General features: G+C 64.5%; 12 protein-coding genes. 11 read left to right on the top strand and 1 reads right to left on the bottom strand.

What is annotated here, in order from left to right; genetic code table 11:
- On the bottom strand, positions 1-471 hold the full coding sequence (locus ASG43_RS11935) for a RidA family protein (protein ID WP_056504997.1): 471 nt from the start codon (positions 469-471) through the stop codon (positions 1-3).
- A 190-nt stretch (positions 472-661) separates the two neighbouring features.
- Between ASG43_RS11935 and ASG43_RS11930 the strand changes: the two genes are divergently transcribed.
- From ASG43_RS11930 to fabZ, 11 genes are all read left to right on the top strand, one after another.
- Positions 662-1,573, top strand: coding sequence for a DUF1849 family protein (locus ASG43_RS11930; protein ID WP_162244718.1), 912 nt, complete (start codon positions 662-664; stop codon positions 1,571-1,573).
- A 212-nt stretch (positions 1,574-1,785) separates the two neighbouring features.
- Complete coding sequence (gene rpsB, locus ASG43_RS11925; RefSeq protein WP_056504991.1) at positions 1,786-2,598, top strand: 30S ribosomal protein S2; 813 nt, start codon at positions 1,786-1,788, stop codon at positions 2,596-2,598.
- Positions 2,599-2,739: 141 nt separating this feature from the next.
- The gene (gene tsf / locus ASG43_RS11920) at positions 2,740-3,666 is read left to right on the top strand and encodes a translation elongation factor Ts (protein ID WP_056504988.1); all 927 of its coding nucleotides are present in this window, start codon (positions 2,740-2,742) and stop codon (positions 3,664-3,666) included.
- A gap of 143 nt (positions 3,667-3,809) precedes the next feature.
- Complete coding sequence (pyrH, locus tag ASG43_RS11915; protein ID WP_056504985.1) at positions 3,810-4,526, top strand: UMP kinase; 717 nt, start codon at positions 3,810-3,812, stop codon at positions 4,524-4,526.
- A 25-nt stretch (positions 4,527-4,551) separates the two neighbouring features.
- A complete protein-coding gene (gene frr / locus ASG43_RS11910) occupies positions 4,552-5,109 on the top strand; it encodes a ribosome recycling factor (RefSeq protein ID WP_056504982.1) in 558 nt (185 codons plus the stop codon).
- A 50-nt stretch (positions 5,110-5,159) separates the two neighbouring features.
- Positions 5,160-5,876 (top strand): isoprenyl transferase, encoded by a 717-nt coding sequence (locus ASG43_RS11905; RefSeq protein WP_082490886.1) that lies wholly within the window; start codon positions 5,160-5,162, stop codon positions 5,874-5,876.
- Between the two features lie 4 nt (positions 5,877-5,880).
- Positions 5,881-6,732, top strand: a complete 852-nt coding sequence (locus ASG43_RS11900) for a phosphatidate cytidylyltransferase (RefSeq protein WP_056504980.1) — start codon at positions 5,881-5,883, stop codon at positions 6,730-6,732.
- A 136-nt stretch (positions 6,733-6,868) separates the two neighbouring features.
- Positions 6,869-8,008: an RIP metalloprotease RseP gene (gene rseP, locus ASG43_RS11895; protein ID WP_056505799.1), complete on the top strand. Its 1,140-nt coding sequence runs from the start codon at positions 6,869-6,871 to the stop codon at positions 8,006-8,008.
- 263 nt (positions 8,009-8,271) lie between these two features.
- Positions 8,272-10,719 carry an outer membrane protein assembly factor BamA gene (gene bamA, locus ASG43_RS11890; RefSeq protein ID WP_244488078.1) on the top strand — a complete coding sequence of 816 codons (2,448 nt, stop codon included), beginning with the start codon at positions 8,272-8,274 and terminating at the stop codon, positions 10,717-10,719.
- Between the two features lie 34 nt (positions 10,720-10,753).
- Entirely contained in the window at positions 10,754-11,830 is a 1,077-nt protein-coding gene (lpxD, locus tag ASG43_RS11885; protein ID WP_056504972.1) for a UDP-3-O-(3-hydroxymyristoyl)glucosamine N-acyltransferase, read from the top strand.
- The gene (fabZ, locus tag ASG43_RS11880; RefSeq protein ID WP_056504970.1) at positions 11,805-12,272 is read left to right on the top strand and encodes a 3-hydroxyacyl-ACP dehydratase FabZ; all 468 of its coding nucleotides are present in this window, start codon (positions 11,805-11,807) and stop codon (positions 12,270-12,272) included. The genes lpxD and fabZ overlap by 26 nt, the downstream gene beginning before the upstream one ends.
- The last annotated feature ends 18 nt before the right edge of the window (positions 12,273-12,290 follow it).

The raw sequence follows: 12,290 nt of genomic DNA, 5'->3' as shown, positions 1-12,290 counted from the left end.
TCAGGCGATCTCGAACAGCGCCTCGATCTCGACGGCTGCGCCGAGCGGCAGGCACGGCACGCCGACGGCCGAACGCGCGTGACGTCCCGCATCGCCGAGGATCTCGACCAGAAAGTCCGACGCCCCGTTGGCCACCTTGTGCTGATCGGTGAAACCGGGGTCGCTCGCCACGAAGACGGTGATCTTGAGGAGGCGCCGGATCCGCTCCAGATCCCCGCCGAGAGCCGCTTTGGCCTGAGCGAGGATGTTGATCGCGCAGAAGCGGGCCGCCCTCTGGCCGTCGTCCAGAGACACGTCCGCACCGAGCTTTCCCGTGACGGCAATCTTGCCGCCATCGATGGGAAGTTGGCCCGATGTCTGCAGGCTGTTGCCGAACAGGACAAAGGGGACATAATTGGCGGCCGGAGCGGCGGCCTCGGGCAAGCTGACGCCGGCGGCGGCAAGGCGGTCCGAGATCGTGGCTGCTGTCATCGAAGTTTCCTCGGTGGAAGGGTCGGGCTCTGGTGTCGGGCTTTTTCGAGGGATCGCCGGTGCTCTGGAACGGCGCCCCATCGGATGAGAGATGGCTCGGGCGCCGACATACAATGCCGAAGCGCGTTTCCCTAGTCGACAGGACGTTATGCCGATGCCTCTTCGCTTGATAGCCGCATTGGTGGCGGGCGTGACAGCCCCACCGACACCGGCGGCCGCGCTGCCCGCAGCCGTGATACTGGCTCCGCATCAGGCGATCTATGAGCTCGAACTCACCGACCGGTCCGATGACATCGCGGGGGCGGAGGGCCGAATCGCGATGGCGCTGAAGAACGACACGTGCGGCGTCTACAATCTCGACTATCGCTTCGTGGCCCGGTTCCAGCAGGAGCAGGAGATCACGCAGACCGATCAGCAGACGGTTTCGACCGAGACCGTCGCGGGAACGCAGTTCGAGTTTTCCACCAAGACCTTCGTCGATGGCGCGCCGGAAAAGGAGGTCAGCGGCGAAGCCCGCCATGACGGAACCGCCACGAAGGTCGAAATGACGGAACCCGAGAAGCGCAGCTTCGAGCTGCCGCTCTCGCGCTTTCCGATGGAGCACACGCGCGAGCTGATCGAAAAGGCGAGGGAGGGTCAGATGATCGTCGAAACGCGCCTCTTCGACGGCGACGACGACAGCGAGAAGCTTCTGACGAGCACGGCGATCATCACGCCGCACGAGCCCGGTCCGGCTCCATCCGCTCCAAACGTCGACCCGACAGGCGAACCCGCGAAGCCGGCACCATCGGCAGGCGCTTCCGCCATGGCCGCACCGGCAACGAACGATCCGGACGCGACGCCGGCCGCGGATGCGGCCGAAGCCGCGAAGGCCGCGCTCCAGGAGAGCATCCGCAAGTCCCTGGCCGGCCTTCGCTCCTGGAGGGTCAACGAAGCCTACTACAACACCGACAGCGACCCGGACGGCCTGCCGATCTTCCAGACCAGCTACGTGCTTTACGAGAATGGGGTGTCGGACGATCTGAAGCTCGACTTCGGGGCTTATGTCTTCGCGGGCTCCTTGAGCAAGCTGGACCTCCTCTCGGCGCCTGCCTGTCCCTGACCGCCTGACCGGCCACCCGCCGGCGGGAGGTGCGGACCTTTGCAGAACCGGCGAGAAGCTTGCCCATCGAGGCGTGATGGTGTATGCGCGCCGCTATTCCACACACGGAATTCGGGATGGTCCTCCGAGCGATCGGGGAACCCGCCCACCGGTGGCAGCCAGACGGCTGCTTCTTTTCCGTGGAGGCTCAACCGGTAAAAGGACCCTTTACCATGGCACTTCCCGACTATTCCATGCGCCAGCTTCTCGAGGCGGGTGTCCACTTCGGCCACCAGACTCACCGCTGGAACCCGAAGATGGCGCCCTTCATCTTCGGCTCGCGCAACAACATCCACATCCTCGATCTCGCCCAGACCGTTCCGATGCTGCACACGGCGCTGAAGGCCGTGTCCGACACCGTCGCCAAGGGCGGCCGCGTTCTGTTCGTCGGCACCAAGCGCCAGGCGTCCGACATCGTGGCGGATGCCGCGCAGCGCTCGGCCCAGTACTACGTGAACTCCCGCTGGCTCGGCGGCATGCTCACGAACTGGAAGACCATTTCCCATTCGATCCAGCGCCTGCGCAAGCTCGACGAACTGCTCGCCGGCGAAGCCCACGGCTTCACCAAGAAGGAGCGTCTGACGCTACAGCGCGAGCGCGACAAGCTCGACCGCGCGCTCGGTGGCATTCGCGACATGGGCGGTGTGCCGGACATGATCTTCATCATCGACACCAACAAGGAAGCGATCGCGATCGAGGAAGCCAAGCGCCTCCACATTCCGGTCGTCGCGGTCGTCGATTCGAACTGCAACCCGAACCCGATCGACTACCCGATCCCGGGTAACGACGACGCGGCTCGCGCCATCACCCTCTACTGCGACCTGATCGCCAAGGCGGCCCTCGACGGCATCGGTCGTCAGGCCGGCGCCATGGGCGTCGATATTGGTGCGATGGAAGAGGCGCCGATCGAGGCCCTCGACGAAGAGCCGGCGCTGGCCGAGCAGGCTGCCCCGGCGCCCGTCGCCGAGGAAGCTTCGGCGGCCTGAGCCACCGGCGCACAGGCGTTTCGCCGTCCGGTCTTTGGCCGGACGGTTTGTACCGACCCTTCATACAGATGTGACAAGACCGGCTCATTTCCGCGCGACCTGCCGGAGGTGAGCCGGCACTTTTTGGCAAGAGGCTAGACCATGACCGTAACCGCCGCGATGGTGAAGGAACTGCGCGAGAAGTCCGGCGCAGGCATGATGGACTGCAAGACCGCGTTGGCCGAGACCAATGGCGACATGGAGGCCGCGATCGACTGGCTCCGCGCCAAGGGCATTTCGAAGGCCGACAAGAAGTCGGGTCGCACCGCGGCCGAAGGCCTCGTCGGAGCAGCCTCCGACGGCAACACGGCGATCGTCGTCGAGGTCAATTCCGAAACCGACTTCGTCGCGCGCAACGACGCCTTCCAGGCGATCGTCAAGAACATCGCGAAGGTCGGCCTCTCCACCGACGGCTCGGTCGATGCCGTCGCCGCCGCCGCCTATCCCGCGTCGTCCAAGACCGTCGCCGAGACGATCACCGAAGCGGTGGGAACGATCGGCGAGAACATGTCGCTCCGTCGTTCGGCCATGCTGTCGGTCGGCGAAGGCGTCGTCGCCTCCTATATCCACAACCAGGTCGTCGACGGGCTCGGCAAGATGGGCGTGCTCGTCGCCATGGAATCCTCCGGCGACAAGGCCGCGCTCACGCAGTTCGGCCGTCAGGTCGCCATGCATGTCGCGGCGACCAATCCGCTCGCTCTGACCTCGGCCGAAGTCGATCAGGCGACAGCCGACCGCGAACGCGCGATCTTCATCGAGCAGGCGCGCGAGTCCGGCAAGCCGGAAGCGATCATCGAGAAGATGGTCGAAGGCCGGATGCGCAAGTTCTACGAGGAGGTCGTCCTCCTCAGCCAGGCTTTCGTCATCAACCCCGACCTCACGGTCGAGAAGGCGCTGAAGGATGCCGAGAAGGACTTCGGCGCGCCTGCGAAGATCACCGGCTTCGTGCGCTTCGCCCTCGGCGAGGGCATTGAGCGGGAGAAGTCGGACTTCGCGGCCGAGGTTGCGGCGGCTGCCGGCAAGAAGTAAGTCTCGCATATAAAATCGCATGGGAAGCCGAGACCGCAAACGACGGCGCGTCTCCTGCCTCCCTCAAGACCCCGGGCGTCCGCGTGACAAGCGGACGCCCTTGTTGTATCGCAGGCCGGCATCGGGAACGGGTGAGTTCATTCATGGCAGACGTCCGTTTCAAGCGCGTGCTCCTGAAGGTTTCCGGCGAAGCGCTGATGGGCAGTCAGGGATTCGGAATTGACGTCACCGTCGTAGACCGGATCGCCGGTGACATCGCCGAGGCGCGCGAACTCGGCGTCGACATCTCGGTCGTCATCGGCGGCGGCAACATTTTCCGCGGCGTCGCCGTCGCCTCCAAGGGTGGTGATCGCGTGACCGGCGACCACATGGGCATGCTGGCGACCGTCATCAACGCCCTGGCGCTGCGCACCTCCCTTCTGAAGATCGGCATCGACGCCATCGTCCTTTCGGCGATCGCGATGCCGGAGATCTGCGAGAGCTTCTCGCAGCGTGTCGCGCTCGCCCATGCGCAGGCGGGGCGCGTGGTCATCTTCGCGGGCGGAACCGGCAATCCCTTCTTCACGACCGACTCGGCTGCCGCGCTTCGCGCCGCCGAGATGGGCGCGGAAGCCTTGTTCAAGGGGACGCAGGTCGACGGCATCTACACCGCCGATCCCAAGACCCATCCGGAGGCGACCCGCTTCGAGACGCTGACTCATGACGAATTGCTCCTGCGCGGGCTGGCCGTCATGGATGTCGCGGCCGTTGCGCTGACGCGCGAAAATCATATCCCGATCGTCGTCTTCTCGATTCACGAGAAGGGCGGCTTCAGCCAGATCCTTACGGGCGGCGGGCTTTCGACGATCGTCACCGATTAAGGCGAAAGCAGAAGGCAGAACCAGCATGGCGGATTTCGATTTCAACGGCTTGAAGCGGCGCATGGACGGCGCGATCTCTTCGCTTCAGCATGATCTCTCCGGTCTTCGCACGGGGCGTGCGTCGGCGAACCTTCTCGATCCGATCACGGTCGATGCCTATGGGACGCAGACGCCCTTGAACCAGGTGGCCAACGTCTCCGTGCCGGAGCCCCGCATGCTCTCGGTGTCGGTCTGGGACAAATCCTTGGTCGGCAAGGTCGAACGCGCGATCCGTGATTCCAGCCTCGGCCTCAACCCGATCACGGATGGAACCACCTTGCGCATCCCGCTGCCGGAACTCAACGAGCAGCGTCGCAAGGAGCTCGTCAAGGTCGCGCACACCTATGGCGAGAACGCCCGCATCGCGGCTCGTCACGTCCGCCGCGACGGTATGGACAGCTTGAAAAAGCTGGAGAAGGACGGCGACATCGGACAGGATGATTCGCGCCAGATGTCGGATCGGGTCCAGAAGATGACGGATGAGACGATCTCCGAAATCGACCGGACCCTGGCCGCCAAGGAAGCGGAAATCCTTCAGGTCTAGACTGGAGCGGTCGGCGGCTCGGCGCTGGGTATCAGGGAAGGTTGAACTTCGTGCGGGCACCGGAACACGTCGCCATCATCATGGACGGCAATGGCCGTTGGGCGAAGGCGAGGGGGCTTCCGCGCTCGATCGGCCATCGACGGGGCGTGGAGGCGGTTCGCGAAGCCGTTCGCACGGCCGGCGCTCTGGGAATTCGCTATCTGACCCTCTTCGCGTTTTCCTCCGAGAACTGGCGTCGTCCCGCCGACGAGGTCGGTGAGCTGATGGGCCTGCTCAAGCTCTTCATCCGCCGGGACTTGGCCGATCTCCACAAGGAGGGCGTCCGCGTCCGCGTCATCGGCGCTCGCCACAACCTTTCCCCCGACATCCGGTCTCTGCTCGAAGAGGCTGAAAACCTCACGCGCGAGAACAGCTCCACGACGCTCGTCATCGCCTTCAACTACGGCGCGCGTGAAGAAGTGACGCGGGCGATGCAGCGGATCGGCGAGAAGATCGTGTCGGGCGAGATCGAGCCGCATGCGCTGACCGCGCAGCACATCGAAGCCCATATGGACACGGCCGGCATTCCCGATCCCGACCTCATCATCCGCACGAGCGGCGAGTTGCGTCTGTCGAACTTTCTCCTCTGGCAGGCCGCCTATTCCGAATTCGTCTTCCTGCCCTGTCTCTGGCCGGATTTCGACCGCAAGGCCTTCGAGGAAGCCCTGAAGGAATTTGCTGGACGAGAACGCCGTTTCGGTGGCGTTTCCTGCGAGATCGCGTCCTGATCGGATGGGACTTGGGATCGGCAGGCTCGTCGCCACGGCATCCTGGATCGACCTTCGATCCCGATTGATCTCGGCACTGGTCCTCGGGGCCTTCGTCATTCTGGTCGCCCTCGCCGGCGGTCTTCCCTTTCGCCTTCTCTGTTGCGCCACGGGCGTGATCGTCTTCGACGAATGGTCGAAGATGACGCGGGCCAAGCGGGCCGGGCCCAGCTTCAAGTTCCTGCGCCGGGCTCTCTTCTTCGGGCTGTTCGCCTTCCTCATCGGCGAGCCCGAGGCTGCCGTCGCGCTGATCGTCGGCGCCGGCCTCTTCATCGCGCTGATCGATCGCGGCGAGCACAAGGCCGATTGGGCGCTGGGCGGACTGGCCTACGCGGCGTTCGCCGGCCTCGCGCCCGGCTTCCTGCGGGGCGACGACGCGGAGGGTCTGGCGATTCTCGGGCTCGTCATCTGCGTCGTCTGGCCGACCGACATCTTCGCGTACTTCACCGGACGGACGTTCGGCGGGCCGAAGATCATGCCGCTGATCTCTCCCAAGAAGACCGTGTCGGGTTCGATCGGAGGCCTCCTGGCGGGCGTGGCCTTCGGAACGACGTTCCACATGGCGCTCACCGGCGGCTTCCAACCCTGGATCCTCGTCTTCACGGCCGTGCTGTCCGTTCTCGGTCAGGCCGGTGACTTCTTCGAGTCCTGGGTGAAGCGGCGTTTCGGCGTCAAGGATTCCGGTCGCATCATCCCAGGCCATGGCGGCCTGATGGACCGGATCGACGCTCTCATCGTCGCGCTCGGCTTCGCCTGGTTGGTCGGCATCGCCCTTGCGGGGTTCGATCATCCGGCACGGGCGTTCTTCGAGCCGTGAGCGCGTCGCCCTCTGCGCCGATCTGCGACCTGATTCGCTCGGCGCAACATGCTATTGTCGTGATCGCTTGACATCTTGACCGACGCCCGCGTGCCGGATCTATGGCGGCGAAGCGAACCGAACTGGACACCGGATGATGGACGTTTCTTCAAGCTTGGCCGCGCTCTGGGACGTCGCGCTCATCAAGATCGTACCGTTTCTCTTCGTCCTGACGGTCATCGTCTTCTTCCATGAGCTCGGGCATTTCCTGATCGGTCGCCTGTGCGGGATCAAGGCGCTGGTCTTCTCCGTGGGTTTCGGTCCCGAAATCGTCGGCTTCAACGATCGGCGCGGGACGCGCTGGAAGCTCTGCGCGATACCGCTCGGCGGTTACGTGAAGTTCCTCGGGGACGAGAACGCCGCGAGCACGCCGGATCACGGTGCCGTGTCCCGGATGACGGCGGAAGAGCGCGCCATGGCGTTTCCCGCCAAGAGCGTCGGTCGCCGCGCCGCCACCGTCGCCGCGGGCCCGATCGCCAATTTCATTCTCGCCATCGTGCTGTTCTCGGCCGTCGCCTTCACGGGTGGACGGATGGTCGGCGATCCCGTCGTCGCCGAGGTGCGGCCGGACTCGCCGGCGGCCGCGGCCGGTTTTGCGCCGGGCGATCGCGTGCTGAAGCTGGACGGCAACGACATCACCTATTTCAGCGACCTTCAGCGCTATGTCGCCTCGCGTGCCGACACGCCCATCTCCGTCGAGATCGATCGAGGGGGCCAAACTCTCGCTTTGACGGTGACGCCGCGCGAGGTCGAGCAGGACGACGGGTTCGGCAACAGGGTCAAGGTTCCGATCGTCGGTCTCGTGGCGAGCGAACAGAGCGCGAGCTTCCGGATGGAAGACGTCTCGGCGATCGAAGCCGTGCAGTATGGTGTCTCGCAGACGTGGTTCGTGACCGAGCGAACCGTCGCCTTCATCGGCGGCATCGTCACCGGCCATCAGGGAACGGAACAGATTGGCGGCCCGATCCGCATTGCGCAGGTGTCCAGCCAGGTCGCGACGCTCGGCCTTGGCGCGCTTCTCAATCTGGCGGCGCTTCTGTCGATTTCGATCGGCCTTCTGAACCTTCTGCCGATTCCCATGCTCGACGGCGGGCATCTCCTTTTCTACGCCTATGAAGCGATCCGGGGAAAACCCCTGAGCGAGCGCGTGCAGGAAGTGGGCTTTCGCCTCGGTCTGGTGCTCGTCCTGTCGCTGATGGTCTTTGCGTTCTGGAACGACATTTCGGGACTAACGTGAAGCACTTATGAAGATGTCTCGAAACGTTCACGGTTTATTAACCATGTCTTGGGTCTGCGTGTCCCGTGTGCAACGGTTTTCCGATTCCTAAACAGGTTCGGTCCAGTTTGCTTGAACGTCCCGTCAAAGCCGTTACAAGGCATGGGACGCAGGATGCCGTCTCGGCGTTCGCGCGACAGAACATGCAAAAGGTGGTGAGGCCTATGTCGGCTGGATCAAAGCTTCTTCGAGCCGCGTCGGCGATCGCTCTTTCATCGACGGTGATGGCGACCGCGCTCGGAGTTCAGCTCGTCGGCTCCACGACGGCTCAGGCGGCTCAAGTGAGCCGCGTCGAGGTTCGAGGCAATCAGCGCGTCGAGGCCGATACGATCCGCGGTCTCCTCGCGATCCGTGCCGGTCAGAACATCTCGGACGCCGACATCGACGAGGGCGTTCGCAAGCTCTACTCGACGGGGCTGTTCTCAGACGTGCGCATCAGTCAGAGCGGCGGCACGGTCACGGTCGAGGTCGACGAGAACCAGATCGTCAACCAGGTGCTGTTCCAGGGCAATTCCAAGCTCAAGGACGAACAGCTCAACGCGGTCGTTCAGACGCAGTCCCGCGCACCCTATGCGGCCGCCACGGCCCAGACGGACGTGGAGTCGATCCGCCAGGCCTATATCCGGATCGGCCGCAGCGATGCCGTCGTCTCCGTGCGCACCCTGCCGGTCGACAACAACCGGGTGAACGTCGTGTTCGACGTGCAGGAAGGCGATCGGACCAAGATCGGCACCATCACCTTCGTCGGCAACAACGCCTTCGGCGACGGACGCCTCAAGGAGGTGATCGCGCTGCGGGAATCGGGCATCCTCTCCTTCATCCAGCGCAACGATATCTACGACGAGGATCGGCTGCGCGCGGACGAGGAAACGCTGCGCCGCTTCTACTACAATCGCGGCTATGCCGATTTCCGGATCGTGTCCTCCGTCGCCGAGCTCGACGAGGCGCAGAACCAGTACTTCATCACCATCACGCTCGACGAGGGTGAGCGCTACACCTACGGCGCGATCAACATCGACTCCGCCATTCCGGGCGTCGATGCCGAATCCCTGCGCAGCGAGCTCGAGACCCAGACCGGCGACGTCTACAGCGCGCAGAAGGTCGAGGACTCGCTCGTCGGCATCACCAACGCAGTGGCCTCGAACGGCTATGCCTTCGCTCAGGTGACACCGCGCGGCGATCGCGACTTCAACAACCGCACGATCTCGATCAACTACGTGATCGATCAGGGACCGCGTGCCTATATCGAGCGGCTCGAAGTTCGCGGCAACACGAAGACTCGCGACTACGTCATTCGTCGCGAGTTCGATGTCTCCGAGGGCGATGCCTTCAATCAGGTCCTCGTGCAGCGCGCCAAGCAGCGCCTCGAAGGCCTCGGCTTCTTCGAAAAGGTCTCCATCTCGACGGCGCCCGGCTCGGAGCCCGACCGCGTGGTCGTCATCGTCGAGGTTCAGGAGAAGTCGACGGGTGAGTTCTCGATCGGCGGCGGCTACACGACCGGCGGCGAAAGCGAAGGCCCCGTCGCCGAGATCGGCGTGACCGAACGCAACTTCCTCGGTCGCGGCCAGTTCGTGAAGGTGTCCGCCGGTTTCGGCGAAGACACGCGGAACTACCAGCTCTCCTTCACCGAGCCGTACTTCCTCGGCCGTCGCCTCGCGGCAGGTTTCGACATCTACACGAGCGAGAACAATTCGGAATCCTACGAGGTCAAGCGGATCGGTGGCGCCCTGCGCCTCGCCGCGCCGATCACCGAGGATATCACCGCCCAGGTTGCCTACAACTTCAAGCAGGAAGAGTTCGGCGACAATGTCGGTCTGAACCTCGGCTTCTACAGCCCGGGGAACATTCAGGTCACGCAGGGCACGCCAGGTTCTCAGCAGCTCTTCGCGACCTGCGGCAGTCCCAACCCGCGCAACGTCGTCGGGTCCGGCGCGGCCGGTCTCGGTATCGGGTTTGCGAACGCGCCGAAGTACACGCGGTCGGCCATCATCAACCAGGCGATCTGTGAAAGCCCCTACACGACCTCGTCCATCGCCTACGCTCTTGCCTACAACACGCTGGATTCGAACAAGGATCCCCGCAACGGCATCATCGCGACGATCGGTCAGGAAGTGGCCGGTCTCGGTGGCGACGCGAGCTTCGTGAAGACGACCGCCAAGGCGGCCTACTTCACGCAGCTGCAGGAAGAATACGACGTCATCGGCCAGCTGAGCGCGGGCGGCGGCAACGTTTCCGGTCTCGGCGACGATCTGCGCGTGTTCGACAACTTCTTCAAGGGACAGGACATCGTCCGCGGCTTCGAGACCAAGGGCATCGGCCCGCGGCAGTTCGAACTCGACGCATTCGGTCGCCGCATCGGCGATGGCGTCGCGATCGGCGGTGAAAATTACCTTAACGCGTCCGCCGAGGCGACCTTCCCGCTGCCGGGCATCTCGCGCGATCTCGGCTTCCGCGGCGCGGTCTTCGCGGATGCGGGTACCTTGTGGGGCACCGAGTTCGCTGGCGAGCGCGGCGTAGTCGGCGACGACATCGCGGTTCGTGCCTCGGTGGGCGTCGGCCTCAGCTGGGCCTCGCCGTTCGGTCCGCTTCGCGTCAACTACGCCTATCCCCTGGCGAAGGAAGAATACGACGAGACGCAGGAATTCTCCTTCGGCTTCTCCTCGCGGTTCTGACGGGACGGGGAGGCGCTCTGCGCCTCCCGATACGATGTCGGATCATCGCTTCTTTCCCAAAGGCTCCGGTCTCACGCTTGCCGGTCTCGTCGACCTCGTCGGCGGGACTTTGCGCGTTGGCGCCGACGAAGCCCTGATCGTCGATGGGCTTGCCTCGCTGGACGAGGCCGGTCCGCGGGACGTCAGTTTCTTCGACAATCTTCGCTATCGGGACGATCTCGAGGCGACGGCGGCCGGGTGCGTCCTCGTCGCCAAACGCAATCTCGGCCTCGTGCCGGAGCACCTTGCAGCTCTCGTCGTCGCGCAGCCCGGTTCGGCCTTCGCGGCTGTCGGGCGGGCGCTGTTTCCCGCGGCGCTTCTGCCCGGTTCCATGTCGGGCCTGCCAGGCGTCTCGCCGTTGGCTTCTCTCCATCCGACCGCGACGCTCGAAGCCGACGTGACGATCGAGGCGGGGGCCGTCGTCGGTCCGAACGCTGCGATCGGTCGGGGCACGATCGTCGGTGCCGGGGCGGTGGTCGGACCCGGTTGCCAAGTCGGACGCGATGTCCGGATCGGATCGCACTGCACCGTTCAGCATGCGCTCATCGGCAATCGCGTCATCCTGCATCCCGGCGTGCGCCTCGGACAAGACGGGTTCGGCTATTCTGCCGGACCGAAGGGCATCGTCAAAGTCGTTCAGGTGGGGCGGGTCATCATCCAGGACGACGTCGAGATCGGCTCGGGGACGACGATCGATCGCGGCGCGGTACGCGACACGGTGGTCGGCGAGAACACCAAGATCGACAATCAGGTCCAGATTGGACACAACGTCCGGATCGGGCGCAACTGCCTGATCGTGGCGCAGGTCGGCATTGCCGGAAGCGCGACGCTCGGTGACGGCGTGTCGATCGGGGGTAAGAGTGGCGTGAACGGCCACGTGACGATCGGCGACGGCGCACAGATCGCCGGTGCCAGCATCGTGGCCAGCGACATGCCGGCCAGGGCGCGCTGGGGTGGGACCCCGGCTCGGCCGGTGCGCGAATGGTTCCGGGAAATCACGTGGATCAGCATGGCGGCGAAAGCCGGGCGAACGGCAGGAGGGCAGGATGACCGAAGCGACGACGACGCTTGAGAGCGTCGATATCCTGCAGATCCTCGAACTGCTGCCGCACCGCTACCCGTTTCTGATGGTCGATCGCATCCTCGACATCGACGGGGATCGCAGTGCCGTCGGGATCAAGAACGTGACGGCCAACGAGCCGCATTTCCTCGGGCATTTTCCGGGAGCTCCGGTGATGCCCGGTGTTCTGATCATCGAAGGCATGGCGCAAACGGCGGGCGCGATCTGCACGCGCTCCATGGGCAAGGGCATTCCGCAGCTCGTCTATTTCATGACGATCGACAATGCGAAGTTCCGTCGGCCCGTCGTTCCCGGCGACCGCCTGGAATATCACGTCAAGCAGTCCAAGAAGCGCGGCAACATCTGGAAATTCGATTGCGTCGGTCTCGTGGACGGCGTCAAGGTCGCGGAAGCGACGGTCAGCGCGATGCTTGTTCCGCGCGACCCGGCCTGATCCGTCGGGATCGCCGCC

The sequence above is a fragment of the Aureimonas sp. Leaf454 genome (assembly GCF_001424685.1).
Lineage (GTDB): Bacteria > Pseudomonadota > Alphaproteobacteria > Rhizobiales > Rhizobiaceae > Plantimonas.
Note: the sequence above shows the minus strand (reverse complement) of the source record. Positions and strands in the feature narration are given on the sequence as shown.